At 35.0% G+C, this 24,229-nt stretch carries 31 protein-coding genes; 27 read left to right on the top strand and 4 right to left on the bottom strand.

Annotation, left to right across the window (positions count from 1 at the left end; genetic code table 11):
- Nucleotides 1–2 precede the first annotated feature (2 nt).
- The 15 genes from JI747_RS05510 to JI747_RS05440 all read left to right on the top strand — a co-directional run bounded on the left by JI747_RS05510 (nt 3) and on the right by JI747_RS05440 (nt 13,687).
- On the top strand, nt 3–317 hold the full coding sequence (locus JI747_RS05510; RefSeq protein ID WP_225686873.1) for a hypothetical protein: 315 nt from the start codon (nt 3–5) through the stop codon (nt 315–317).
- A 2-nt stretch (nt 318–319) separates the two neighbouring features.
- Nucleotides 320–733, top strand: a complete 414-nt coding sequence (gene paaI, locus JI747_RS05505; protein ID WP_225686872.1) for a hydroxyphenylacetyl-CoA thioesterase PaaI — start codon at nt 320–322, stop codon at nt 731–733.
- Nucleotides 734–763: 30 nt separating this feature from the next.
- Nucleotides 764–1,459, top strand: coding sequence for a DUF6624 domain-containing protein (locus tag JI747_RS05500; protein WP_225686871.1), 696 nt, complete (start codon nt 764–766; stop codon nt 1,457–1,459).
- A gap of 60 nt (nt 1,460–1,519) precedes the next feature.
- Nucleotides 1,520–2,725 (top strand): 3-oxoadipyl-CoA thiolase, encoded by a 1,206-nt coding sequence (pcaF, locus tag JI747_RS05495; protein WP_225686870.1) that lies wholly within the window; start codon nt 1,520–1,522, stop codon nt 2,723–2,725.
- Between the two features lie 212 nt (nt 2,726–2,937).
- Complete coding sequence (locus JI747_RS05490) at nt 2,938–3,531, top strand: acyltransferase (protein WP_225686869.1); 594 nt, start codon at nt 2,938–2,940, stop codon at nt 3,529–3,531.
- Between the two features lie 70 nt (nt 3,532–3,601).
- Nucleotides 3,602–4,432: an alpha/beta hydrolase gene (locus tag JI747_RS05485; RefSeq protein WP_225686867.1), complete on the top strand. Its 831-nt coding sequence runs from the start codon at nt 3,602–3,604 to the stop codon at nt 4,430–4,432.
- Between the two features lie 114 nt (nt 4,433–4,546).
- Complete coding sequence (paaZ, locus tag JI747_RS05480; protein WP_225686865.1) at nt 4,547–7,042, top strand: phenylacetic acid degradation bifunctional protein PaaZ; 2,496 nt, start codon at nt 4,547–4,549, stop codon at nt 7,040–7,042.
- 223 nt (nt 7,043–7,265) lie between these two features.
- The gene (locus JI747_RS05475) at nt 7,266–7,802 is read left to right on the top strand and encodes an SMI1/KNR4 family protein (protein WP_225686863.1); all 537 of its coding nucleotides are present in this window, start codon (nt 7,266–7,268) and stop codon (nt 7,800–7,802) included.
- 50 nt (nt 7,803–7,852) lie between these two features.
- A complete protein-coding gene (locus tag JI747_RS05470) occupies nt 7,853–8,635 on the top strand; it encodes a DUF4241 domain-containing protein (RefSeq protein WP_225686860.1) in 783 nt (260 codons plus the stop codon).
- Between the two features lie 2 nt (nt 8,636–8,637).
- Nucleotides 8,638–9,327 carry an SMUG2 DNA glycosylase family protein gene (locus JI747_RS05465; RefSeq protein WP_225686858.1) on the top strand — a complete coding sequence of 230 codons (690 nt, stop codon included), beginning with the start codon at nt 8,638–8,640 and terminating at the stop codon, nt 9,325–9,327.
- Between the two features lie 20 nt (nt 9,328–9,347).
- Nucleotides 9,348–10,112, top strand: a complete 765-nt coding sequence (locus tag JI747_RS05460; RefSeq protein WP_225686856.1) for a methyltransferase domain-containing protein — start codon at nt 9,348–9,350, stop codon at nt 10,110–10,112.
- 106 nt (nt 10,113–10,218) lie between these two features.
- Nucleotides 10,219–10,983 (top strand): enoyl-CoA hydratase/isomerase family protein, encoded by a 765-nt coding sequence (locus JI747_RS05455; RefSeq protein ID WP_225686853.1) that lies wholly within the window; start codon nt 10,219–10,221, stop codon nt 10,981–10,983.
- 251 nt (nt 10,984–11,234) lie between these two features.
- Nucleotides 11,235–11,705, top strand: a complete 471-nt coding sequence (locus tag JI747_RS05450) for a hypothetical protein (RefSeq protein WP_225686851.1) — start codon at nt 11,235–11,237, stop codon at nt 11,703–11,705.
- A gap of 74 nt (nt 11,706–11,779) precedes the next feature.
- Nucleotides 11,780–12,499 carry a GLPGLI family protein gene (locus JI747_RS05445; protein WP_225686850.1) on the top strand — a complete coding sequence of 240 codons (720 nt, stop codon included), beginning with the start codon at nt 11,780–11,782 and terminating at the stop codon, nt 12,497–12,499.
- A gap of 312 nt (nt 12,500–12,811) precedes the next feature.
- Nucleotides 12,812–13,687 carry a hypothetical protein gene (locus JI747_RS05440; protein WP_225686849.1) on the top strand — a complete coding sequence of 292 codons (876 nt, stop codon included), beginning with the start codon at nt 12,812–12,814 and terminating at the stop codon, nt 13,685–13,687.
- A 66-nt stretch (nt 13,688–13,753) separates the two neighbouring features.
- Here JI747_RS05440 and JI747_RS05435 read toward each other — a convergent pair whose 3' ends face one another.
- Entirely contained in the window at nt 13,754–14,131 is a 378-nt protein-coding gene (locus JI747_RS05435; protein ID WP_317197613.1) for a winged helix-turn-helix transcriptional regulator, read from the bottom strand.
- Between the two features lie 111 nt (nt 14,132–14,242).
- Between JI747_RS05435 and JI747_RS05430 the strand changes: the two genes are divergently transcribed.
- The 9 genes from JI747_RS05430 to JI747_RS05390 all read left to right on the top strand — a co-directional run bounded on the left by JI747_RS05430 (nt 14,243) and on the right by JI747_RS05390 (nt 20,252).
- Nucleotides 14,243–14,878, top strand: coding sequence for an NAD(P)H-dependent oxidoreductase (locus JI747_RS05430; protein ID WP_225686848.1), 636 nt, complete (start codon nt 14,243–14,245; stop codon nt 14,876–14,878).
- Between the two features lie 164 nt (nt 14,879–15,042).
- A complete protein-coding gene (locus tag JI747_RS05425; protein WP_225686847.1) occupies nt 15,043–15,660 on the top strand; it encodes a hypothetical protein in 618 nt (205 codons plus the stop codon).
- A 1-nt stretch (nt 15,661) separates the two neighbouring features.
- Nucleotides 15,662–16,285 (top strand): hypothetical protein, encoded by a 624-nt coding sequence (locus JI747_RS05420; RefSeq protein WP_225686846.1) that lies wholly within the window; start codon nt 15,662–15,664, stop codon nt 16,283–16,285.
- A 2-nt stretch (nt 16,286–16,287) separates the two neighbouring features.
- Nucleotides 16,288–16,578, top strand: a complete 291-nt coding sequence (locus tag JI747_RS05415) for a winged helix-turn-helix domain-containing protein (protein WP_225686845.1) — start codon at nt 16,288–16,290, stop codon at nt 16,576–16,578.
- Between the two features lie 60 nt (nt 16,579–16,638).
- Entirely contained in the window at nt 16,639–16,929 is a 291-nt protein-coding gene (locus JI747_RS05410) for a hypothetical protein (protein ID WP_225686844.1), read from the top strand.
- A gap of 371 nt (nt 16,930–17,300) precedes the next feature.
- Entirely contained in the window at nt 17,301–17,786 is a 486-nt protein-coding gene (locus JI747_RS05405) for a ubiquinone biosynthesis protein COQ4 (protein ID WP_225686842.1), read from the top strand.
- A 24-nt stretch (nt 17,787–17,810) separates the two neighbouring features.
- On the top strand, nt 17,811–19,169 hold the full coding sequence (locus JI747_RS05400) for a DUF4153 domain-containing protein (protein ID WP_225686840.1): 1,359 nt from the start codon (nt 17,811–17,813) through the stop codon (nt 19,167–19,169).
- Between the two features lie 3 nt (nt 19,170–19,172).
- On the top strand, nt 19,173–19,697 hold the full coding sequence (locus tag JI747_RS05395) for a hypothetical protein (protein WP_225686838.1): 525 nt from the start codon (nt 19,173–19,175) through the stop codon (nt 19,695–19,697).
- A 42-nt stretch (nt 19,698–19,739) separates the two neighbouring features.
- Nucleotides 19,740–20,252 (top strand): hypothetical protein, encoded by a 513-nt coding sequence (locus JI747_RS05390; protein ID WP_225686836.1) that lies wholly within the window; start codon nt 19,740–19,742, stop codon nt 20,250–20,252.
- 66 nt (nt 20,253–20,318) lie between these two features.
- Here JI747_RS05390 and JI747_RS05385 read toward each other — a convergent pair whose 3' ends face one another.
- From JI747_RS05385 to JI747_RS05375, 3 genes are read right to left on the bottom strand one after another with little or no spacing between them, the layout of a single operon-like run.
- Nucleotides 20,319–21,002, bottom strand: coding sequence for an FKBP-type peptidyl-prolyl cis-trans isomerase (locus JI747_RS05385; protein ID WP_225686834.1), 684 nt, complete (start codon nt 21,000–21,002; stop codon nt 20,319–20,321).
- Between the two features lie 31 nt (nt 21,003–21,033).
- A complete protein-coding gene (gene dtd / locus JI747_RS05380) occupies nt 21,034–21,483 on the bottom strand; it encodes a D-aminoacyl-tRNA deacylase (protein ID WP_225686832.1) in 450 nt (149 codons plus the stop codon).
- A gap of 1 nt (nt 21,484) precedes the next feature.
- Nucleotides 21,485–21,940 carry a hypothetical protein gene (locus JI747_RS05375; protein ID WP_225686830.1) on the bottom strand — a complete coding sequence of 152 codons (456 nt, stop codon included), beginning with the start codon at nt 21,938–21,940 and terminating at the stop codon, nt 21,485–21,487.
- A gap of 108 nt (nt 21,941–22,048) precedes the next feature.
- Here JI747_RS05375 and greA point away from each other — a divergent pair, with 108 nt between their 5' ends.
- From greA to clpX, 3 genes are all read left to right on the top strand, one after another.
- The gene (gene greA / locus JI747_RS05370) at nt 22,049–22,519 is read left to right on the top strand and encodes a transcription elongation factor GreA (RefSeq protein ID WP_225686828.1); all 471 of its coding nucleotides are present in this window, start codon (nt 22,049–22,051) and stop codon (nt 22,517–22,519) included.
- Nucleotides 22,520–22,540: 21 nt separating this feature from the next.
- Nucleotides 22,541–22,930 carry an HIT family protein gene (locus JI747_RS05365; RefSeq protein WP_225686826.1) on the top strand — a complete coding sequence of 130 codons (390 nt, stop codon included), beginning with the start codon at nt 22,541–22,543 and terminating at the stop codon, nt 22,928–22,930.
- Between the two features lie 64 nt (nt 22,931–22,994).
- A complete protein-coding gene (gene clpX / locus JI747_RS05360) occupies nt 22,995–24,182 on the top strand; it encodes an ATP-dependent Clp protease ATP-binding subunit ClpX (protein WP_225686824.1) in 1,188 nt (395 codons plus the stop codon).
- Nucleotides 24,183–24,229: the final 47 nt, after the last annotated feature.

Raw genomic sequence — 24,229 nt, 5'->3', positions numbered from 1 at the left:
GTATGAATATAGATGCATTCAGAGCCGAATTAGAAACAAGGCTCATGATTGAAAAAGAATACATGGTTCAGGAGCTTACTATGATAAGTGATTATCAGGAAAAACTTGAATTATTAGGTGAATTCAATGATAAATATCGTGGGCTGATCAAAAGATTAGCTAATGAGCATGGCGTTGACATAAATGCTCCTTATCCATCTGAAAATCCATCAAATTCTGAGCATCTTACATACGAACAGGTAATTCTTGGGAAAACCATGAGTATTTATGACAGATTGGTTGATGAATTATATGAAGAAATAACAAGCATAAATTAAAAATGAATCCAAGACAGGTTGTAGATTATATGATGGAGAAAGATTATTTCTCCCAATTTTTAGGAATCAGAATCATTGATATTAAAGAAAACTATGCTTTAATTGAAATGCAGATCACCAAACAAATGCTTAACGGATTGGGAACAGTTCACGGAGGAGTAACGTTTGCTTTTGCAGATTCGGCCTTCGCTTTTTCCTCAAACAATGACGGAAATGCAGCAGTCGCATTAAGTGTAACGATCAATTTCACCAAAGCCGGAAGAGAAGGTGATATTTTCAGAGCAGAAAGCATTTTGGTAAATGATACCAGAAAAACCGCTGTTTATGATATTAAAATTACCAATCAAAATGAAGAACTGATTGCAAAATTTGTAGGAACAGTCTATAAAATTGGAAAAAAAGTGACCGATTTGTAAAAACACCAGCCAAATACCAAATTAAGCAATATGAGAAAAATGTTTTTTCTGCTTTTCATGCTTTCAACCTTTCTGATCAATGCTCAGCAGAAAGTAAATGAAACTTTGAAAAAAGAACTCGATGAGATCATGAAAGTCGATCAGGGCTACAGAATGCTTTTTGATTCCGAAATAACTCCGGAGAAAAGAGAGAAATTGCTGAAAGATCTGAATATTGACAAAGAAGAGTTTGAAAAGAAAAACTGGCAGTTGGTCGCAGAACATGACAGTTTGAATATGCAGAAAATTGAAAACATTATTTCCCAATATGGCTATCCGGGCAAGACGCTTGTAGGGGAACCTACCAATCAGGCGGCATGGTATGTCATCCAGCATTCAACAAAAATTGGAAAATATCTGCCTCTTATTAAAGAAGCGGGAAAAAAGAAAGAAATTCCTTTTACATGGGTGGCAATGATGGAAGACAGATATCTGATGAATGTAAACAAAGAACAGATCTACGGAACACAAGGGAAAGGAGAAATGACAAAAGATAAAAATGGAAAACAAATTTTTATCAATTTTATATGGCCTGTTAAAGATCCTAAGAATGTAAATAAAAGGAGAAAAGAGGCCGGATTTGATTCTACCGTTGAAGAAGATGCTCAAAGAATGTTCGGAAAAGATTTCAAATACGAACCTTATACTTTACAACAGGTTTTTGAAATAAGAAATAAAAACAAATAAATAGAAAAGAGAGTATGATAATTTTAAATGGTCTCATTCTCAAATTTTCAAATTAAAATTATGAACAACGTATACATTATAGACTATGTGAGAACTCCCATTTCAAAATTACAGGGAGGCCTATCGGAAGTAAGAGCAGATGATTTAGCATCGATTGTTATTAAAGAAGTGGTAGCAAGAAACCCTGAAGTTCCTGTCGAGGAAATCGAGGACGTTATTTTCGGATGTGCTAATCAGGCAGGTGAAGACAACAGAAACGTAGCAAGAATGGGGCTTTTATTGGCTGGACTTCCTTACAAAATTGGAGGAGAGACAGTAAACAGATTGTGTGCATCAGGAATGTCTGCTGTAGCAAATGCTTTCCGTTCAATTGCTGCTGGAGAAGGTGAGATTTACATTGCAGGTGGAGTAGAACACATGACGCGTTCTCCGTATGTAATGTCAAAACCAAGTGCGGCTTTCGGTAGAGACAGTCAGATGTTTGATACCACTTTCGGCTGGAGATTCATCAATCCGAAAATGAAAGAATTATACGGAGTTGACGGAATGGGAGATACTGCTGAAAACCTAGCAGATATGCACAACATCAGCCGTGAAGATCAGGATAAATTTGCGCTTTGGTCTCAACAAAAAGCAACTAAAGCTCAACAAAGTGGAAGATTGGCAGAAGAGATCGTAAAAGTTGAAATTCCTCAAAGAAAAGGAGAACCGAAAATCTTCGATACAGACGAATTCATCAAACCTACTTCTTCAATGGAAGGATTAGGAAAACTTCGTCCGGCTTTCAGAAAAGAAGGAACGGTAACTGCCGGAAACGCTTCAGGAATGAATGACGGAGCAGCAGCACTTATTTTAGCAAGTGAAGAAGCTGTAAAAAAATACGGTTTAAAACCTAAAGCTAAGATCTTAGGATCATCTGTTGCAGGTGTTGAACCAAGAATTATGGGAATTGGTCCGGTTGAGGCAACTCAGAAATTACTAAAAAGACTGAATCTTTCATTAGATGATATGGATATTATCGAATTGAATGAAGCGTTTGCTGCTCAGGCTTTAGCTGTAACGAGAACATTAGGATTAAAAGATGATGATTCAAGAATTAATCCAAACGGAGGAGCTATTGCAATCGGTCACCCACTTGGAGTTTCCGGAGCAAGAATCGTAGGTTCTGCTGCAATAGAACTTCAGAAACAAAATAAAAAATATGCATTGTGTACCCTTTGTATCGGAGTCGGACAAGGTTACGCAATGGTAATTGAAAGAGTTTAATTTGAAAATGTGCTAATTTGAGAATTTGAAAATAATATTAAGAACACATTTTTAATTTTAAATTAGCTCATTAATTTTAACATTCTGCCTTTGCTAAGTGAAACGCCTTTGCGGACGGAAAATATGCAGAAATATTTTCAAAAAAACTTTACGGGTTTTGCGTTAAAAATAATTTTCAAATTAACTCATTCTCAAATTTTCAAATTAAAATTATGAATATTTACTCATATCACGGAATTCGTCCCATCATCAAACCTTCTGCTTACATTCATCCGCAAGCAGTGATTATTGGAAATGTGGAAATTGGCGAAGAAGTTTATATCGGTCCAAACGCGGTTATTCGTGGCGACTGGGGTAAAATTATCATCAAGGATGGTGCAAATGTTCAAGAAAACTGCACCCTTCATGTTTTCCCAGGGATTGAAACCATTTTGGAAGAATCTGCACATATAGGTCATGGAGCAATTATTCATTCCGGACATATTGGAAAAAACTGTCTGGTTGGAATGAACTCGGTGGTGATGGATAAAGCGGTTATCGGTGACGAATGTATCATCGGTGCATTAGCTTTTGTTCCTGCCAACTTCAGATGTGAACCAAGAAAATTGATTGTTGGAAGTCCTGCAAAGATCATTCGTGATGTTTCCGATGAAATGATAAAATGGAAAACAGAAGGAACAAGGTTATATCAGGAATTAGCAAGAGAGGGAAAAGACGCGATTTTGCCTTGCAAACCATTTACAGAATATGTTCAGCAGATTCCTACGAAAGTTGTTGATTACAGCATTTGGGACGATGTGAAATAATGAGTCCCATCTAAACCTCAGATTTCTAAAACCTATGAGGTTTGGAAAAGACAATTAATTAAGAAAAAACATGATTAAAAAGCTAATTATATTCTGCAGTATTCTCCTTGCATTTCAATCCGTAGCTTTTGCCCAGACCGGAAATGTAAAACCATTGACTATTGGAGAAATCAGAACTATAAAGTCTAAGATTTTAAATGAAGAAAGGACTTTAAACATCTATCTTCCGCAAAATTTTGATAAAAAGAAATCACATCCGGTCATTTATCTTCTAGATGGAAGCATGAACGAAGATTTTATTCATGTTACGGGGTTGATCCAATTCTTTAATCAAATGTATTCCATGCCGGAAACTATTGTGGTAGGAATAGCCAATATTGACAGAAAAAGAGACTTTACATTCCATACAGATCTAAAAGACTTACAGAAAGATTATCCTACAACAGGACATTCAGATAAGTTCATCGGGTTTTTAGAAAAAGAATTAAAAACATATATCGAAAGCCAGTTTAAAATAACTGAAAACTATTTATTTGGTCAGTCATTGGGTGGGCTTTTAGCAACAGAAATTTTGCTGAAAAAGCCTGAAATGTTTAACAATTATTTTATCATCAGTCCGAGTTTGTGGTGGGATGATGAAAGCCTTTTAAAACAGGCTCCTCAATTATTAGCCAACATTCCGGATACGAAGAAATTTATTTATGTTTCTGTCGGAAAAGGTGAACATCCGGTGATGGTAAAAGATGCAGAAGATTTATATGATGTTCTGAAAAAAGCAAATAAGAAAAACTGGACGGTAGAATATAAAATGATGGAAACAGACAATCACGCAACCATTCTGCACAGAAGTTTGTATGAAGGCTTGGTAAAGTTGTTTCCGTATCAGGAACCAAAAAATTAAAAATATAACAATATAAAATGTATCATTTATGGCAATTTTGTGCTTGTCATTCTGAACAAAGTAAAGAATCATTCATACACTGTTAAACGGATACATTATTAAAGTAAAAACTATATGGAAAAGTTAAAAAACTATATCTACGGTGAATGGGTAGAAGGAAACGGAAACGGGATTCCTTTATACAATGCTGTAAATGGTGAGCAGGTTGCTGTTTCCGATACAGAAGGTCTGAATTTTGAACAGGCGCTTGACTACGGAAGAACAATTGGTTACAAAAACCTTTCATCTATGACGTTCTACGACCGTGGAGAAATGTTGAAAAAAGTAGCCCTTTACTTATTAGAAAGAAAGAAAAAATATTACGATTTATCTTACAAAACAGGAGCAACTCATGTTGATTCTTGGGTAGATATCGAAGGAGGTTTCGGTACTTTCTTCACTTATTCAGGATTGGCAAAAAGAATGCTTCCAAATACTCCGTTCTGGGTAGATGGGGAAACTCAGAAGATTTCTGCTAATGGAACTTTCTTGGGAACTCATATCCTGACTCCAAGTGAAGGAGTTTCTGTACAGATCAACGCGTACAACTTTCCGGTTTGGGGAATGTTAGAGAAATTATCAACCTCTTTATTGGCAGGCGTTCCTTCGATCGTGAAACCTTCTCCTTATGGTTCTTATTTAACAAACGCGGTTTTCCAAGATATGATTGAAAGCGGAATTCTTCCTGAAGGAGCGGTTCAGCTGGTTTGTGGTGAACCGGGAAATATCTTGGATTATATTAAGGATGGAGATTCTGTATTGTTTACAGGTTCTGCAACTACAGGTAGAAAATTAAAATCTTTACCGTCAATAGCAGGAAACGCGGTTCGTTTCAACATGGAAGCAGATTCTTTGAACTGTTCAATTCTTGGATTAGATGCAAAACCGGGAACTACTGAGTTTGATTTGTTCATCAAAGAAGTTCGTAACGAAATGACAACAAAAGCCGGACAAAAATGTACGGCAATCAGAAGAATTATCGTTCCTGAAAATTTAATTGGGGATGTTCAGAATGCTTTGTCTAAAGCTTTAGACCAGACAAAAATAGGGAACCCATTAAGCAGAGAAACAAGAATGGGATCTTTGGTTGGAAAACAGCAATATGATGAAGTTTTAAGAAAAGTAAACTTATTAAAGGCTGAAACGGAATTAGTTTATGACGGACAACATGAACTGGTAGATGCAAACTATGAAAATGGTGCATTTATGAGTCCGAAACTGTTCTTAAATGATGCTCCATTTACGAAAAATATCTCTCACGATGTCGAAGCTTTCGGACCGGTTTCTACTTTGATGCCTTACAAAGATGCAGAAGAAGCGGCAGCGTTGGCAAAAAGAGGAAAAGGAAGTTTGGTAGGATCTATCATTTCTCATGACGACAATTTCGTAGCAGAAACTTCTTGGAAAATGGCTTCTCAGCACGGAAGAATTTTCGTGTTAAACAGAGACAATGCGAAAGAAAGTACAGGTCACGGTTCTCCGCTTCCTACTTTGATGCATGGTGGTCCCGGAAGAGCAGGAGGTGGTGAGGAAATGGGCGGTTTAGGCGGTCTTCATTTTTTCCTTCAAAAAACGGCGATTCAGGGTTCTCCGGATACGTTGACAGCAATTACAAAAATTTATCAACAAGGCGCTGAGAAAAAATACTCAGATAAACATCCTTTCCAGAAATATTTTGAGGAAGTTGAAGTTGGAGATTCTTTAGAAACAGCAGGAAGAACAGTTACTGATGCAGATATCGTGAATTTCTCTAACGTTTCTTGGGATCATTTCTATGCACACACAGATGCAACAAGCTTAACTGGAACTATCTTTGATAAAACGGTTGCTCACGGATATTTCATCCTTTCTGCAGCGGCAGGATTGTTCGTTTCAGGTAAAAAAGGACCGGTTATCGCCAACTACGGATTGGAAAACTGTTCATTCTTCAAGCCTGTTTATGCAGGAGATACGATTACGGTTTACTTAACAGCGAAAGAAAAAATCAACAGAGGAGTGAAAGGAAGAAACATTCCTTCCGGTGTTGTAAAATGGTTGGTTGAAGTGGTAAACCAAAGAGATGAGGTGGTTTGTGTAGCGACCATTTTAACATTGGTGGCAAAACATTCTCCATTCATCGATCTGAACTTAAAGAACATTCAAAAAACATTGAATGGCTTAACGGAATCTACTCAGCCAAGTTGGGGTAAGATGTCTCCTCAGCAAATGATTGAGCATTTAGAGCACGGAGTGTTGGTAAGTCTTGGTGAGCCGGAAGCAGACAAATGCTTTACTCCGGAAGAACAATTGGAAAAATGGCAGGATTCTCTTTACAATCACAGAAAGATGCCGAAAGATTTCCCGGCGCCGTTTTTGGCAGAAGATGAAAAGCTATTGGAGTTGAGACATAAAAATCTTGAAGCTGCAAAAATCTCTTTCATGGATACCCTGAAAAGATTCTCTATTTATTACAAAGAAAATCCACATGCAGAACATATGAATTTTGTTTTCGGAAAACTGAATAAAGAAATGTGGGAATTGATGCATAAAAAGCATTTCACCCACCACTTTGAACAATTTGGATTGATTTAATTCGAAATATAACAAATCCCTTTTAGACCCAGTTTAAAAGGGATTTTTATTTGATAGATTAATCTTTATTAATATAAATTTTTGTAACCCGTTTACAAGATGACTTTTAGATAAAAAAAGTAGTATTGGGAAAATATAAAGCATTAGAATGTTAAAAAAAACGATATCTATTTCAAAAATAATATAGATATTTGATGTAGCTACTTTTAATAAATAAAATACTATGGAATTAAGGTTTTTCAAAGATTTTGACTTTACAAATTTTTGGAGTGAATGCAGTTACTCATCAAAAGATTATATTGAAGATTTTCCAGGTGATGAAATAATTGCTGAAGTTGAACATAAATTGGGGTATCAGCTTCCGGGATCTTATATAGAATTGATGAGACTACAAAACGGGGGATTGGTGAATAAACCATGTTTTCCCACCACAGAAAGTGTTTCCTGGGCGGAAGATCATGTAGCCATTACAGGAATTATGGCGATTGGAAAAAGCAAAAAATATTCCGTGTGTGGCGAGTTGGGAAGCCAATTTATGATCGATGAATGGGGATATCCTGCCGATGGTATTTATATTTGCGACTGTCCTTCAGCAGGACATGATATGATTCTTTTGGATTATTCCGAATGCGGAAAAAACGGAGAACCTCAGGTGGTACATGTAGATCAGGAGAGTGATTTCAAAAAAACTTTTCTGGCAAAAGACTTCGAAACATTTATTAGAGGATTAAAGCAGGAAGAAGAATTTGAAGCAGAATAAATAAACTGTACTTTTAATTATTAATTCAACCAAATTTAAAATATTGAAAAATGGATGATAACTGGATGCAGAAATATGCAGAAGTAAAAAATATTTTGGTTTGCCCGACCGATTTGGAAACCTATTTTACTTCAAATGAAATTGTGGATCAGAAATTGGAAACCATGGAAATCGGAAATGTTTCTCTTCCTTCAGGAAAAGTGGTGGTGAGAGATCCGTTGGTTTCTCTAAATGGAAATCAATCTCCATACTTTATTCAGGCTCCGAAAGGAGATTTCCCTGTGACTATTGCGGTGGTGAAATCTGAAGATTGGGGCGACCGTTATGCTGTGGTAAAAGTTGAATTTACCAAAGAAAAACCTGTTGTTTACAGAGAAGCTTTGGTCGGAATTGAAGAGTTGGAAGACGTAACCGAAGACGATTTCTTTGGATTTGGTGTGGATGCCGGTTTAGGCTGTATTACCGATGCAGAAGTACTTCCTTTTGTGGATAAATTTGTGGATGAATCAGAGCTAGACAATATGTACGATGATTATTTTGCTGAAATTTTTGCCCAAAGCTATAAAGATCATCCCAACAACCAGAGAGATGCAGGAGATTGGATCAACTGGAGGGTTCCCAATACAAATTATCAGATTCCAATGTTTGCAAGTGGTTTTGGTGATGGGACTTATCCTGTATATTTCGGGTATGATGCCAATGAGAACGTTTGCGGTTTATATATTCAGTTTATTGATATTGAATTGGCTTTAAGTGAAGAAGGAGACGATGAAGATTATGATGACGATGATAGTGATGATCAGCCTGAAAGTTTCGTTTTTCTTAAAGACTAAACATGAATAAAACTTTTGCAGAAAAGGTCATTGAGTTTAATAAAAGCTTGCACTATTCAGGATCGCTGCCGGAAGACTTTCAGGTGCTGAATCCATATCTGGATAATCCCGAAACCATGACCGTTATGCAAAAGTTTTATCATCAATATTATAACGATTCAGACAGAAGAAAATTCATTATCGGAATCAATCCGAGCCGTCATGGAGCAGGAGTTACCGGAGTTCCTTTTACCGATACCAAACGTCTGGAAAGTGTTTGCGGAATTAAAATGAAATCTGCGCATACCCACGAAGTTTCTTCGGTTTTTATATACGATATGATCGAGGAATATGGAGGTGCACAGGAATTTTATAAAAATATCTATATTAATTCCCCATTTCCTTTGGCCATCGTAAGAAAATCCAAAAACGGCTGGCTGAATGCCAATTACTATGATGACAAAGAGCTCTTTACCGATGTGAAAGACTTTATGATCCAATCCTTAAAGGAACATATCAGCTTAAATCTGGATACATCAGAGGTCTTTATTTTAGGAAAGAAAAATGCAGATTTTATTTCAAAACTAAATAAGGAAGCTCATCTTTTCGAAAAAATGACCGTGTTGGAACACCCGAGATATATCCAGCAATACAAATCAAAAGAAAAACAGCTCTATATTGATAAATATATTCTGGCTCTGAATACACACTAAATCACCAAATACAAATTAATATGCCTTGGAATCCTGAAGTCTATAACCAGTTTAAGGATGTACGTTACCTTCCTTTCTTTGATCTGATGAAGCTTATCTCGCCTGATGGATTGAAGAAAGCCATTGACATCGGTTGCGGAACCGGAGAGCAGACCCATATCCTTTCAGAAAAATTTCCGGATGCTCAATTTTTAGGAATCGATTCCTCTGCGGAAATGTTGGCCAAATCTCAAGCGTTTAAAAACGAACGATTAAGGTTTGAACAAAAAACTGTTGAAGAACTCTATGGCTCTAAAGATACATGGGATTTGATCTTCAGCAATGCCGCCTTACAATGGTCGGATAATCATGAAAAGCTGTTTCCAAAACTGCTTTCCTTATTAAGCGAAAACGGGCAGTTTGCCATACAAATGCCGCTTCAGGCAGAAAATATTCTCAATCAGATTCTGTTTCAGCTAGCCTCAGAAGAACCGTATGCAACCGCTCTGCAGCATTGGAACAGAGTTTCTCCAGTGCTAAGCCTTGATGAATATTCAGGAATGATGTTTCAATATGGCCTGAAAGATTTACAGATTTCAATCAGAGTCTATCCAATCATTGCCGAAGATGCTGAAAAGCTTTTTCAGTTTATTTCCGGTTCAGCATTGATTCCGTACCTGGAAAGGCTGCAAGGAAATACCAGACAACAATTCATTGATGACTATAAAAAGCGCATAGAAAAAAGATTTAAACAGTTTCCTGCTATTTATGCTTTCAAAAGGATATTGCTGTATGGGAAAAAATAAAAACTCCAAATAAAAAAATAGACCTCTTTAAAGGCAAAAATGTGGGTTTAGTTTTCTCAAAAGCCCTTTATTTAGTATTTTTGTATAAATCCAATAGATACTAAAAATGAGTGATTTTGTAACATCAGAAATTAAAAATACTATTGCCGAAATTACGTTCGGAACTGCAAAAAGTAATGCTCTTCCCGGGGCTATTCTTGAAAAGCTGGCTCAGACAATCCTTGAAGAAGGAGCTAAACCTGAAGTAAAAGCCATTCTTGTTAAAAGCGAAGGTGAAAAAGCATTCTGTGCAGGAGCAAGCTTTGATGAGTTATTAGCAATTGAAGAGCTAGAAGCTTCTACACAGTTTTTTGGAGGTTTTGCTAAAGTACTTAACGCGATGAGAAATTGCGGGAAAATTGTTGTCGTAAGAGTTCAGGGAAAAACAACCGGAGGTGGAGTAGGTCTTGCTTGCGGTGCTGATTACTGCTTTGCAACAAAAGATTCTGCTTTGGCTTTAACGGAGATCAATTTAGGAATCGGACCTTTCGTTATCGGGCCTTATGTAGAAAGAAAAATAGGAAAATCACAATTCTCAGCGATGGCCATTGATGCAGATTTCAGATCAGCAGTATGGGCGGAACAGCATAATATTTACCATTCGGTTTCTGAATCCATAGAAGAAATGGATGCTCAGCTTGAAAAGTTCTTGAATACCCTTTCTTCAAGAAGTGAAGAAGCTTTGGCTTTGATCAAGAAAGTTTCCTGGGAAGGAACAGATCACTTCAACGAATTGATGCCAGCAAGAATCCATATGAGTGCAAGTCTTATCTTGGAAGATTCTGCTAAAAAGAATATACAGGCGATCAAAGAAAGACTGAGAGCAAAATAAAATTGAATAAAGAAAAAAGAAATGAACCGCTGATATTTCAGTGGTTTTTTTTGTTTTAACTACATGATCAAGATATTATTTTTCGAAAAACTATTGTAATAAAATCGTCAGAATAATGTAATAACCTCTTATGAATCGAATAGAATATACTTGATTATACTCTTGAGTGTTATTGAGTGTGTTTTTATTTGTTGTAGATGACTAAGGAACTCTATTTTTGCTATAGTATTATTAACTAAAAAAAAATAAAAATGAAAAAAAATCGATCAAAAAAAATTCTGTTTATTCTGTCTCTTTTCAGTTTGTTTGTCTTGTTTAGTTCATGTTCAGGAGGAGATGATGATACTGCAACTAATACAAATAATTATAAAATCACAGTCACTTTAGTAGGTGTTGGTAATGAAGATTTTGTATCTATAGTAGCTGTGAGCCAAACTTTGGGAGGCAAATTTGATGTTTGGAAGGTGAATAATGTTGTAAAAACAGGTGAATCCTCTGTTAGCCTTGATAAAGCTGATTTCATAGGAGGTACTACAACCTATGTTATCGAAACCACCGAACCCGTCGCATATGGAATTGCAAATGACATACAAGTCATTAATAGTGGCGCAGGAGCAAATATATCAGTAAGTTATAAAATAGAGAAAGATAATACTGTTGTAATAAATGAGAATACTTCGGTTGCAAATGGAAGTGATTTTACTAAAAATTATAAGTTTTAAAAGTGAAATATTGCAGAATTTGTAAAATATATAATCTGATTTTAAAAAGAATAACTTTTACGATTTCATTTATAGTGTTTTTTACGCATGGACTTGCTCAGCAGGTCCATGTAAAATATTATCATGTCAGATCACCTATTGCGACCTTATATGAAGATCTTTATGTGATTTCAATTCAGGATTCTATTATTAGTTTTAATTCCGGAGGTACTACATCAGCAATTAAGAAAAGCAGTAAGCCTGTGAGTAAAAATTATTTTATTTCAAAAATTACTGATAATGGAAAAACAAAAGATTTCTTTTTTACTGGTTTAAATAGGGAAATGAAATACTTTATTCATGATAACGTAGCCAAACCGGTCTGGAAAATTGACGAGACGAAAACAAATAAAATCCTTGGGTATCATTGCATAAAAGCAACGGCTAATTTTAGAGGGTCGGAAGTAACTGCCTATTTTACGAAAGAGCTGCCTTACTCTGTAGGACCTTTTAAATTCTTCGGGCTTCCGGGAGTGATCTTGGATGTCAGAGAGAATAATAAAAACTTCAATATATGGAAAGCTGAAAAAGTAGAATTATCCGTTGACCCGGATATAAATTTTACTCCAAAACTAGACCGCTATCCTAAAATGAATATGAAGGAATTTGTGGAAATGAAAGAAGCTTTACTTCATAAAGAAATGACCGATATTGTAAACAGCATGCCACAGGGAACCAAAATTGAAAATGGAACTTTTCAAAAAAGGCCCGGTCTTGAAAAATCGTTTGAATGGGAGACTATGTATGCTCATTAACCTCTATATAACAGATAAGGACATTTGTTAAGATGCCCTTTGTTTTTTTTGAATATATCACATCACAATAAACTGAGATCGAAGATAAGTTTCCTTTTAATTTATCATTTCAGTATTATTTTTACCTGAAGCCTTTTGTAACTACATCGCACGAGCTTACCAAAAGCACAAGAGGTTTTCTCAAAAAGCACAAGTACTTTTCCTGAAAACCTCTTGTGCTTTTGATCTCAGTGAAAAGTTTTATATTCGTAAAATAACTAAACTGTCTGGCTACAGACAGTATCATTCAAATCCTATCTTATAAGCTAAATTATGAAGAAAACAGTAGTTTTATTGGTTTTATTTTTATGTCAGATTCAGAATGCCTATGCTCAAAAAATAGATTTTAAATGGGAAAAAGATTCTCTGAATGGAAAATTAATTGAAAAGATAGCGATGAGTGTTCCCTTTAAAATTGAAAATAAAGAATACAGATTTCAATTTGATCTGGGGGCAAATACAACTTTGATTTATGATAAATGTTTTGAAAATGCTCAATTCATTAAAGATCGTAAAATTGATAAAAATTCAGAAGCGGCGGGCCATCAGATTTTTTCTATTGAAAATCAAAATATTAAAATTGGAGAATTTGAGAAGAGTAACTACAAACTTATGGGGCTTCTAAATTTTGAGCAGGATGAGGTTTGCGGAGTTGTGGGTGCAGATATCTTTCAGGACAAGATTCTAATAATTGACTTTCCTAAAAATCAAATTTTAGTAACGGATCAGCTTTCTAAAAAACAAATTGAAAAGACAGTTTTTGTAGATATTAATATTATCAATAATAAACCAATAATTCCGTTAAACATTGATGAAATAACCTATCATTTTCAGTATGATAGCGGAGCAAGCATCTTTCCGATATTTACTTACAGGAAAAATTTTGAAAAACTGATTAGTGGTTCAAAAGCGGGTGATAGTTTAAATATCAAAAACTTTAACAATCCTTTAATTGTAAAATCCGTTGAAATTGACAAGCAAATTTTTATTGGGAAAAATAAATTTAAAACAAAAGAACTTTGGTATTCCGACAATGATCTTTTTGGATTTGAGAATGATAAAATTGATGGAATTATCGGAAATGTATTTTTTCTTGATAAGAAAATAGTTATTGATTTTAAAAACAGGAAATTCGGAATTTTGCAATAAGATTATCCACAGTATTATATAAACAAAAAGCACAAGTACTTTTCCTGAAAACCTCTTGTGCTTTTTTTATCCTTCGGCCGATATGAATTCTCCTTTTTCGGTAACGACTTTATTGCCCCATTCAGTAATGGCTTCCAGAACAGGAACAAAGCTGTTTCCTAAATTGGTTAAGCTGTAAACAACTTTGATGGGCGGCTTTTTACCATAGACTTTTCGGGATATCAGACCGTCTTTTTCCAATTGCTTCAGTTGCAGGCTTAATGTCATTTCGGTAACGGAGGGAATTTCCTTACGAAGCTCATTGTATCTTTTCATTCCGTCTTTTAAATGATAAAGGATCACGGCTTTCCACTTTCCGCCGACAAGATCCATCGTCAGACTTACGGTGCAGGGATAATTTTTTCCTTGCAATGTTACATAGTCACCAATACATTCTGCTTTCATACCGTACCTGTTTTTTCCACCTATCTATTTCGATAGGTATTGCAAATGTAAAGGACTCAAAATAATTTTGCAACTATAATTATGATAGTTTAATTTAATTCTAAAGAAACAATGAAAATATTAATCGTATTAGCGCATCCGGAGCCGAATAGTTTTAATGCAGTGCTTTTCCGGACTGCTATTGAAGCCTTGCAGCAAGCAGGGCATGAAGTGAAGACGTCTGATCTGTACCGTATGGATTTTAATCCTGTTTCGGGCAGAGGAAATTTTAAGGGAGAAAAAGATAAAGCACATTTTAACCAGCAGCATGAAGAGGTCTTCGCTTTCCATAACAATACATTCGCAGAAGACATACAAACGGAGCAGGATAAAGTATTTTGGTGTGATGTAATGATATGGCAGTTTCCGCTTTGGTGGTTTTCTGTTCCTGCTCTCCTAAAAGGTTGGGTAGATAAAGTTTTTACGATGGGTAAGTTCTATGATAACGGAAAAATCTACGAATCGGGTTTGCTGAAAGGACGAAAAGCTTTGCTGTCTATAACGACAGGTGGTCCCGAAAAGAATTACGTTGCAGAAAGATATGGTAAGATAGACGATATCCTGCATCCCATTAAAACAGGTATTCTCGAATTTGTTGGATTTTCCGTATTGCCTTCCGAAATCCATTTTTCGGTTGATCGCCTTACCGATGATGAGGGAAAAGAAATATTGGAGAAGTGGAGTGATCGCCTGAAGAACATTTCTTAAAGATCACTTGTAGATTTTTTCTGTTTGATAGGGCTTAAGGAGACGTATTGAAATAAAAAACTATTACCATCCCTTTTTGGCTTTGCAGATTTATATAGTAAAATATCCAAATTTATTTGGATATTTCTTTTTCTTTATTAACTTTGTATTTCAAAGTTCTTTATATGGAATCAAAAAACTATCAGGAAGACTTATCTCATATACGTTCTATGATGGAGCGTTCTTCAAGATTTATTTCTCTTAGCGGACTGTCTGGAGTATTTGCCGGGTTGTCTGCCATTATAGGAGCAATCTATGTCTATTTTGTTTTTCAGAGAGAAGGGATTGATTACTTTGACGGGGAAAGAAACGTTTTCGGGCCGTCATTGGTAAAAGAACTTGTGGTAATTGGGCTTGTTATTTTAGCAGCTGCTCTTCTTAGCGGGTATATTTTTACAGCAAGCAAGAGTAAAAAGAAAGGATTGAAGATATGGGATGCTACAACCAAAAGACTTTTGATTACTTTTGCAGTGCCTTTGGTGGCGGGAGGATTTTTTTGTCTGGCGCTTCTTTATCATCATCTTTTCGTTTTTATTGCTCCGGCAACGCTGATTTTTTATGGATTGGCTTTGGTAAGTGCAGAACGGTATACTTTAACAGATGTAAAATATTTGGGATATTTTGAAATTGTTTTAGGCTTGATTTCCCTTTTCTTTTTGGGTTGGGGATTGCTTTTCTGGATGATTGGCTTTGGCGTACTGCATGTGGTGTATGGATTGATTATGCATAAGAAGTATAAATAGGATGAACAAGTTTCTGAAATACTTCTTAATTATTCTAGCTTCTGTAGGTGGATTATTGATAATTGGTTTTGCAGTGATGTCCTTTATGGTTGCAGCGGCTTTTGGAAGTTTTGATAAAAAGTATTCTGCTTCAGAGCTTAAAGATAAATATTATTCTAAAGAAAAAGAAATTTCAGAATTAATACATTATTATAATCATATAAAGCCTGAAGATTATTGGGTAGATATAGAATTCAAAGATGATAATACTCTTGCAAGGCTCCAGGTAATATCTAAAGATTCTTTGTCTAGGTCTCATGTAATATATCAGGAATGGGATATAAGTACTGATGTTTTGCAAAAAGATGATCTAAGAAGCTTGTTAAAGTGGAATGTAAAAGAAGTTACAGAATTAAAAAAAAGATTGGATAAAGCTAATTGTATATCTGTAGAAGATGGTAAGCCCATAAAAATTGGTTTTAAAAGGAGTGGTCTTGGAATGTATTCATTTAATATTTTTCAAGATAGTAAAACAGATAGAAGTGAATATAATTGCAAGTGTGAGTATATTCTGGTAAATAGAAACTTAATGTTAGAATATGGAGGCGGGGCGATTGGGCCTCAATGCTTTCCTAAAGAAAATTAAAAATGATCAAGATAAATCAACTCAACAAAGAATTTGAAAGTCGTGTAAGATTGGGCATTATGTCTGTTCTTATGGTGAACGACTGGGTTGATTTTTCGGAGATGAAAAACCTTTTGGAAATTACAGACGGCAATCTGGCAAGTCATAGCAGTGCACTGGAAAAGTCTAATTATATAGAAGTAAAAAAAGAATTTGTAGGAAAAAAGCCAAAGACCTCTTACCGGGTAACACAAGCCGGAAGATTGGCATTTACGGAACATTTAAATGCACTTGAAAAATTATTAGGAATATAAGATCTATTTTTTTTTGAATTTTAACTTTGTATTTCAAAGTGCTTTGTAAATTGTAATAATATGAAAACACTAAAACCAACCAACATTCTGATTTTCGCTGTTCCTGCCTTACTACTGGCAGCAGCTTTTTTCTGTACACTCTTTATACAGGGCTTCAACTGGTCTTTACCGGATTTTATGATCGCAGCAATTTTACTTTTTGGAACGGCCGGAGTCATCAATTGGGTGATTAATTCTGAAAAAACGCTTGCGGTTAAATTCATTATTTGCGGAACAGTGATTCTTGCTCTCATTCTTATCTGGATAGAACTGGCAGTAGGGATTTTTGGGAGTCCGTTTGCAGGAAGTTAATACATAAGAAAAGCATGACTAGAAAAGATTTCCTGAAAAAGCTTTTGCTGATTACTTTAATTAAAGGATAAATGATGAGTGATAAAAATATTTTAAATATTGGAAAATGGGTATTTATATTTTCCTTTTTAGGAGGGAGTATTTTGTTTTTCAGCTTGTTTTCGGGGATAATGACTGAATTTGCTGTTTTCGGCGGTTTGATTCTTTGTGTATTCACACTAATCAATGCCATGGTATTTTTTTCCTTGCTTACTTATGGGGTCTTATACCAATCTAAACTGAAAATCTGCCTTAAATCTGCATCGATGCTTTTGATTAATATTCCTGTATCATTTATTTATGGATGTCTAATTGATTATTAAAATAAAATTATGAAAAAACTACGCGTCAAATTCTTACTCTTCATTTACGACAAAACACAAAAACTCTATAGAACCTATTTTAAGAAGAAGAAAAGACAATGGCAGTTTAATGAAAAACAATTGCTGGAGTTTCATAAAGACTCTTTAGGAAGAAAGTTAGGTGAATTTTATAAGAAACATGGCTTTTCAATGATTCCCAAGATGGAAAATCATGATGTGCATCATTTGATAACAGGCATAGGAACCCAATTTGAAGAAGAAATCGCCATGCAGTATCTTCTGTTGGGAAACGGAAAACTCAATGCACACCTTTTGGCTGCCATTGTACTGGGAACCCTTATCCTTCCTGAATATATGAGAATGTATAAGAATGCTTACCGAAAAGGGCAAAACATGAGAACATTTCATCATTTGGATTTTGAGGCGCTGCTCTGGCAGAATTTTGAACATCTCCATGACTTTTTCAGACAAAAAGAAACTCCTGTTCTTTATTAAACTCTATTTATTAAAACTTTACTTATGAAAACGTATCATCTTATTCTTTTGACAACCGTACTTTTCGTTGTGCTTTTTTATGGAGAAACACCGGGAATTAATCTGGGAATCCTCGGAATTGTCTATGCCTTGCTTACCTTTTTTACTGCCCCAAAGAAAAATAAAACCCAGACGTTTTATATTCTGTTTGCAGCTTCCGTTTTATCAAGTTTTGCATTTGCATGGTACCGTGACTTTCCCTCACTTTTAGCTTTGGCAGCTTCTCTCTTATTTCTGGGGCTTAAGTCAAAAACACGGAAATTAAAATCTCTTTTTATCATTCCGGTTTTTGTGACGAATTTCTTCACTTTTATTTGCCGTTTTTTCAGTTTTGAGAAATGGCTTCCGAAATTCAATACATCAGGAATATTGCAGAAAACGATCGCTATTATTCTGATTCCGGCTATTTTCATTATCGTGTTCTTCTGTATCTATACCTATGGAAGTAATCATTTTGCCACTCTTTTCGAAAATATTGAATTTGACTTTAATTTCCTTGATTTCTTCGGGCTTGCTATTTTAGGATTCTTTATCGCCTTCAATTTCTGGAATTTTTCTGTGGAAAGATTTATCTACAAACAAAATTATTACTTAAACAATACCTTCTCGGTTCAGCAAAGATCTCAAAAGGCATCTTTTAGTTTTATGACGTTTAATCTGGAAAGAACCAGCGGTATCATAACATTTTTAGTCTTAAATGTGATGCTTTTATTCTTTATCTTCACCTATAACTACGAACAATTCTATGAAGCTCCGAAAACACCGTCCCAGCTTTCAGATGAAACCCATGAAAGAGTAGTGGCTGTCATATTCAGTATTGTTATGGCAATTGCAGTCATTATGTTCTATTTCAAAGGAGCTTTTAATTTTGATAAAAATGCGGGAATACTAAAAACACTTGCTAAAATATGGGTGGTTCTGAATTCGGTTTTAATATTTTCTGCGATGGCTAAAAACACGGAATATGTTCAGGAGTTAGGATTAACATATAAAAGACTCGGTGTATATGCATTTTTAGTATTGAGTATTATTGGACTGGTAATTACTTTCATCAAAATTCAGAAACAAAAAACCAATGCTTTTCTGTTCAATCAGATGCTGTGGTATTTCTATGGAATGATTTTGGTTTGCAGTTATTTCAATTGGGGCGGAATGGCGACACAATATAATATCGGGAATCATAAAGGGAATTTTGAATTCCTGCATTCCCTGAATTATAATGATGAGGTGTTGGAACAGGCTTTTCCGAAAGAGATGAAGACAAAGATTAATTATGATAGAGTGGAAAGTGATAAAACCACATTCCTGTCCAAAATTTTATACTACGAATCCATTAAAAAATAACATATGAAAAAGTTGCTGTTCATCATTCCGGTTCTTTTGTTCTCTTGTAAAAAAGAAGTAAAAAACACAGAAATAAAAACGTATGATTCTGTAAGTGTAAAAGAAAAATCTGAATATAAAGCAGATTCAACGGTAAAGAAAGAAGATGCTAAAAGTGCAGACACGATTTCTGAGGCAAACAATACGATTACTGCTGAAGAAAAAAAGGGCAGGGTCATCATGAAAACCGTAGAAAGAAATAATTTTCCTATACAAATACAGGAAGAATTTACCAAAGATTATGATAAACTGATCCTTAAAATTTCAAACTATTCAAAATCTCAGTTGAAAGCAAAAATCATTACGAAGCAAAATGATTTCAACATAAGAATCAATCAGATCAAACTTCCGGACGGAAAGATGGACGGACCTTTTGGAAGGGAGATTACCTATGATATTCCGGAAAAAGGTGAAGTATGGCTTATTATAGGAAAAAACAATATGGCAGACGGTGCAATTACCGGAGCTTTTTCTGTGAAAATAGAATAGATTTGGTATAGTTTATGCAAGTGAATTTGTAAATAAATTATTATGAAAAAGATATTTTCAACAGCTATAATTGCTTCTGTGGCTTTGGTAAGCTGCGGAACGGTACAGTCTCTTGTTCAGAATACATTCCCTTATACAGCCAATGTATTAATTTCTACAGGAGTGCCTGCAGATAAAGAAGTGTCTTCTACGGCAACAGCATCCAATGTTCAGACTTGGTTTGGAGGAAATAATAATGCTAAAATAAAAGATGTAAGGATTTCTGATGCAAAAGTATCTGTTGTTACCCCTTCCAATGGAAGTCTTAATGATTTTAAATCAATCAAAGTCTATGTTTCCTCAAGCGGAACTGGTGAAAGACTAGTTGCTTCAAGATCTAATATCTCTACAAGTTCATCAAGCTTAAATTTAGATTTAAATGATACGGGTTTCTTAGATGAGGTTGTAAAAAGCACAGGTCTTACCGTAAGAACGGTTTACGAACTGAAAAATCAGACAAGTTCTGATATGAATATAAAAATTGCACTTAATTTCAGCAGCGTACCTGCGAAATAATTTTGTAAGATAAAAAAGCAGCCTTTCAAGAAAATTGAAAGGCTGCTTTTTATTTTAATGATAGTTTTATTTAAAATCTACCAGTTCGATATCGAAAATAAGAGTTGCTCCCGGAGGAATTACTCCACCGGCTCCATTGTCACCGTAAGCTAAATCTGAAGGAATGTAAAATCTGTATTTTGCTCCTTTTGTCATTAACTGAATTCCTTCTGTCCAACCTTTAATTACACCGGAAAGCCCCATCTCCATTGGTTGTCCTCCGTGATTATCTGTACTGTCAAAAACAGTTCCGTCCATCAGTTTTCCTGTGTATTTTACATTGGCTGTACTGGAAGCAGTCGGTTTTGCTTTTCCGTCACCAGGTTGCAGAACTTCATATTGTAAACCACTTGCAGTAGTTGTTATTTTCTTGTTAAGCTTGTTTTTAGCTGAGAATTCCGCTCCTTTTTTCTTGTTTTCTCCTGCTTTTACCTGTGCTTCAGCCTGCTTTTTTTCATTTTGCTTCTGCATGAATTCTTGTAGAAAAGTACCCATTTCTTCCTTTGGAAATAATTTTGCTTTATCAGAAAACTCATCTTTTAAAGCTTGGGCCATAAGATCCGGATCTACAGTGAATCCTTGTCTTTTCATGTTCTGAGCAATATCAAGACCGATATAATAAGATGCTTTCTGCTCATCAGTATAAGACTTTTGAGCAAAAGAAGCCGTAAATCCGGCAAGTAGAGCCAAAGTCGCTAATGTTTTTTTCATTTCTTTATATAAATTATATTTTGTTGTAAAATTAAGCTTTTGTAATGGAATCCATCACAATCGTTACGGGACCGTCATTGATTAATGAAACCTTCATATCCGCTCCAAAAATTCCGCTTTCCGTTTTGAGTCCGGATTTTGAGATCTGTTCTTTAAAATAATCAAAAAGAGGAATAGCTTTATCCGGTTTTGCTGCTTTAATGAAAGAAGGGCGGTTTCCTTTTTTGTAATCAGCAATCAGTGTAAACTGACTTATACAAAGGATTTCACCTTTAATATCCTGTACAGAAAGGTTGAGTTTGTCATCTTCATCTCCGAAAATTCTGAGATTTAAAATTTTCTGAACGATCCAGTCTGCATCTGTTTTTTCGTCATTTTCATCAATTCCTACCAAAAGCATCAGTCCTTTTCCGATTTCACCTACGATGGCACCATCTACTTTTACGCTGGATTCTGAAACTCTCTGTATAACAACTTTCATATTAATAATAGATGTTTAAAATATTTGATGAAGTATCATAGGTATACGTATAGGTTTTAGGAGGCAGTCCGGTAACCTGATTGGCAGGCTGCCCAGTCAGAAGAATCCACTTGGCATCATCTTTCGGACAGATAATGCTGATATCATCTTTTACTTCAAGAGTCGTGTTGGTATCAGGACAAAGATGAGGGGCATTTCGGTCATATATTTTAAAAGAAGAGCCGGAAGTTCTTACAGCAATTAACCCTCTGGTTCCGGATTGCTGCTCGTTGATATAAATCCATCCTCCGGTGTTATTAAGATTATAGTAGGCGGGAAGATTCAGATTTAATGTAACATTGATTGGGCTGCTTGGGAAACAGCTTACCGTGTCTTGAGTTCTTCCGCATGAGTTCAAGCTTAAATTACTGAAAATCAGTATTGTTAAAATAAATAGGATTGAAAAAGTTTTTTTCATTTCAATTTAAATTTTTATATATTTGTAAAAATAAACGATTATTACACGAAAACATTGTCCGACAAATGTCGGATTATTTTTTTATACTAAAACTAAATTTTGAAAATTATGGCAAGCTATGTTACAAAGGAGGGATTAGACAAAATGAAAGCTGAGCTAGAACAGTTGGAAACTATAGAAAGACCTAAAATTACCCAGCAGATTGCAGAAGCCAGAGACAAGGGGGACTTGTCTGAAAATGCTGAATATGATGCCGCTAAAGAAGCGCAGGGAATGCTTGAAATGAGGATTTCTAAATTAAAAGATGTTATTTCTACTTCTAAAATTATAGATGAAAGCCAATTAGATACTTCTAAAGTTTCAATTCTGACAACGGTGAGACTTAAAAATAATGGCACAAAACAAGAGCAGGTATTTACTTTGGTTCCGGACAACGAAAGTGATCTGAAATCTGGGAAAATTTCTGTAAATACACCTATTGCTAAAGGTTTATTAGGTAAAGTAGTAGGCGAAACGGCTGAAATTACTTTACCAAACGGAAACAAACTGTCTTTCGAAGTATTGGAAATCACTCTGTAAGAAACTAAATCCTTAGAAATAATGAGCACAATATTCACAAAAATAATTAACGGAGAAATACCGGCTTATAAAATTGCTGAAGACGAAAACTTTGTTGCATTTTTAGATGCAATGCCTTTAGTAAAAGGACATACCTTGGTCGTTCCTAAAAAAGAGGTAGACCTGATTTTTGATCTGGATAGCGAAGAATATAAAAATCTTTGGGGATTTGCTCAGGAAGTGGCTAAGAAAGTGAAAAATGCAATTCCTTGTATAAGAGTGGGAGTTGCTGTAGTGGGACTGGAAGTTCCTCATGCACATATTCATTTGATTCCTTTAAATAAAATGGAAGATATGAATTTCAGAAACGAAAGACTTCAATTATCTGTAGAAGAATATACAGAAATTCAAAATTCAATTATTAATTCTTAACACATAAAAGAGATCGTAAAAAAGTAATTTTTTACGATTTTCTTTAATAATATATTTATATAAAATGAACTCAAATCAATGTTCATTCTGCGGTAAAAAAAGAAATGAAGTACAGATGCTGATTTCTGGGCAGAATGGTTTTATTTGTGAAAATTGTATCGAACAAGCACATTCAATCGTTAAAGACAGTACTTCTAAAACAGGATATTCTCCAGCCGAAAGTATTGAGGAGCTAAAGAAACCTAAAGAAATTAAAGGCTTTTTGGATCAGTATGTCATTGGGCAGGATCAAGCCAAAAAACAACTTTCTATAGCCGTTTATAATCATTATAAGAGGTTGCTTCATGCTAAAGATGAAAATAGAGAAGTTGAGCTGGAAAAGTCAAATATCATCATGATTGGTGAAACAGGAACCGGAAAAACTTTATTGGCAAAAACCATTGCCCGTGAGCTGAACGTTCCGTTTTGTATTGTAGATGCAACAATTCTTACAGAAGCGGGTTATGTAGGAGAAGATGTCGAAAGTATCCTGTCAAGACTTTTGATGGTGGCTGATTATGATGTTGAAAAAGCAGAAAAAGGGATTGTATTTATTGATGAAATAGATAAAATTGCAAGAAAATCTGATAATCCTAGCATTACAAGAGACGTTTCAGGAGAAGGGGTGCAGCAAGGTTTATTGAAATTATTGGAAGGAAGTATTGTTAATGTTCCGCCACAAGGAGGAAGAAAACATCCCGATCAGAAATATATCCAGGTAAATACTCAGAATATTTTATTTATTGCAGGAGGAGCTTTTGACGGTATTAAAGAAATCATTGAGCGAAGAATGAATAAGCAGGCAATTGGTTTCAGCTCTGAAAAAATAAACAAAGTAGACGAAAATGAGTATGTATTAAGAAATATTAATGCAATAGATTTAAGATCTTTTGGATTGATTCCTGAACTTTTGGGAAGATTCCCCATCATTACTTATTTGGAAAAACTTACCAAAGAAACAATGGTAAGAATTATGAAGGAACCAAAGAATTCAATTGTGAATCAATTTGTTGAGCTTTTCAAGATGGATGCCACTAAACTTACCTTTACGGATGAAGCCATTGAGAAGATTGTAGAAGAAACAATGGAAAAAGGATTGGGAGCAAGAGGTCTTAGAGGAACCACAGAAAAAGTGCTTGAAGATTATATGTTTGATATCGGTGAACAAAAGGAAATCATACTAACGGATGATAATATTTTGCTAACTAAATGATTTTTATAGTTTTTGTTTAAAAAAAAATTATATATTTGCATAGGTAT

This window comes from Chryseobacterium tagetis, from assembly GCF_016735585.2.
GTDB classification, from domain to species: Bacteria; Bacteroidota; Bacteroidia; order Flavobacteriales; family Weeksellaceae; genus Chryseobacterium; species Chryseobacterium tagetis.
The sequence above is the reverse complement of the archived record's forward strand: the minus strand, read 5'-3'. Positions and strand labels throughout refer to the sequence as shown.

Bases quoted from the DNA above. Each gene is read 5' to 3' on its own strand.
- JI747_RS05510 (WP_225686873.1), top strand. From the start codon at position 3: ATGAATATAGATGCATTCAGAGCCGAATTAGAAACAAGGCTCATGATT.
- paaI (WP_225686872.1), top strand. From the start codon at position 320: ATGAATCCAAGACAGGTTGTAGATTATATGATGGAGAAAGATTATTTC.
- JI747_RS05500 (WP_225686871.1), top strand. From the start codon at position 764: ATGAGAAAAATGTTTTTTCTGCTTTTCATGCTTTCAACCTTTCTGATC.
- pcaF (WP_225686870.1), top strand. From the start codon at position 1,520: ATGAACAACGTATACATTATAGACTATGTGAGAACTCCCATTTCAAAA.
- JI747_RS05490 (WP_225686869.1), top strand. From the start codon at position 2,938: ATGAATATTTACTCATATCACGGAATTCGTCCCATCATCAAACCTTCT.
- JI747_RS05485 (WP_225686867.1), top strand. From the start codon at position 3,602: ATGATTAAAAAGCTAATTATATTCTGCAGTATTCTCCTTGCATTTCAA.
- paaZ (WP_225686865.1), top strand. From the start codon at position 4,547: ATGGAAAAGTTAAAAAACTATATCTACGGTGAATGGGTAGAAGGAAAC.
- JI747_RS05475 (WP_225686863.1), top strand. From the start codon at position 7,266: ATGGAATTAAGGTTTTTCAAAGATTTTGACTTTACAAATTTTTGGAGT.
- JI747_RS05470 (WP_225686860.1), top strand. From the start codon at position 7,853: ATGGATGATAACTGGATGCAGAAATATGCAGAAGTAAAAAATATTTTG.
- JI747_RS05465 (WP_225686858.1), top strand. From the start codon at position 8,638: ATGAATAAAACTTTTGCAGAAAAGGTCATTGAGTTTAATAAAAGCTTG.
- JI747_RS05460 (WP_225686856.1), top strand. From the start codon at position 9,348: ATGCCTTGGAATCCTGAAGTCTATAACCAGTTTAAGGATGTACGTTAC.
- JI747_RS05455 (WP_225686853.1), top strand. From the start codon at position 10,219: ATGAGTGATTTTGTAACATCAGAAATTAAAAATACTATTGCCGAAATT.
- JI747_RS05450 (WP_225686851.1), top strand. From the start codon at position 11,235: ATGAAAAAAAATCGATCAAAAAAAATTCTGTTTATTCTGTCTCTTTTC.
- JI747_RS05440 (WP_225686849.1), top strand. From the start codon at position 12,812: ATGAAGAAAACAGTAGTTTTATTGGTTTTATTTTTATGTCAGATTCAG.
- JI747_RS05435 (WP_317197613.1), bottom strand. From the start codon at position 14,131: ATGAAAGCAGAATGTATTGGTGACTATGTAACATTGCAAGGAAAAAAT.
- JI747_RS05430 (WP_225686848.1), top strand. From the start codon at position 14,243: ATGAAAATATTAATCGTATTAGCGCATCCGGAGCCGAATAGTTTTAAT.
- JI747_RS05425 (WP_225686847.1), top strand. From the start codon at position 15,043: ATGGAATCAAAAAACTATCAGGAAGACTTATCTCATATACGTTCTATG.
- JI747_RS05420 (WP_225686846.1), top strand. From the start codon at position 15,662: ATGAACAAGTTTCTGAAATACTTCTTAATTATTCTAGCTTCTGTAGGT.
- JI747_RS05415 (WP_225686845.1), top strand. From the start codon at position 16,288: ATGATCAAGATAAATCAACTCAACAAAGAATTTGAAAGTCGTGTAAGA.
- JI747_RS05410 (WP_225686844.1), top strand. From the start codon at position 16,639: ATGAAAACACTAAAACCAACCAACATTCTGATTTTCGCTGTTCCTGCC.
- JI747_RS05405 (WP_225686842.1), top strand. From the start codon at position 17,301: ATGAAAAAACTACGCGTCAAATTCTTACTCTTCATTTACGACAAAACA.
- JI747_RS05400 (WP_225686840.1), top strand. From the start codon at position 17,811: ATGAAAACGTATCATCTTATTCTTTTGACAACCGTACTTTTCGTTGTG.
- JI747_RS05395 (WP_225686838.1), top strand. From the start codon at position 19,173: ATGAAAAAGTTGCTGTTCATCATTCCGGTTCTTTTGTTCTCTTGTAAA.
- JI747_RS05390 (WP_225686836.1), top strand. From the start codon at position 19,740: ATGAAAAAGATATTTTCAACAGCTATAATTGCTTCTGTGGCTTTGGTA.
- JI747_RS05385 (WP_225686834.1), bottom strand. From the start codon at position 21,002: ATGAAAAAAACATTAGCGACTTTGGCTCTACTTGCCGGATTTACGGCT.
- dtd (WP_225686832.1), bottom strand. From the start codon at position 21,483: ATGAAAGTTGTTATACAGAGAGTTTCAGAATCCAGCGTAAAAGTAGAT.
- JI747_RS05375 (WP_225686830.1), bottom strand. From the start codon at position 21,940: ATGAAAAAAACTTTTTCAATCCTATTTATTTTAACAATACTGATTTTC.
- greA (WP_225686828.1), top strand. From the start codon at position 22,049: ATGGCAAGCTATGTTACAAAGGAGGGATTAGACAAAATGAAAGCTGAG.
- JI747_RS05365 (WP_225686826.1), top strand. From the start codon at position 22,541: ATGAGCACAATATTCACAAAAATAATTAACGGAGAAATACCGGCTTAT.
- clpX (WP_225686824.1), top strand. From the start codon at position 22,995: ATGAACTCAAATCAATGTTCATTCTGCGGTAAAAAAAGAAATGAAGTA.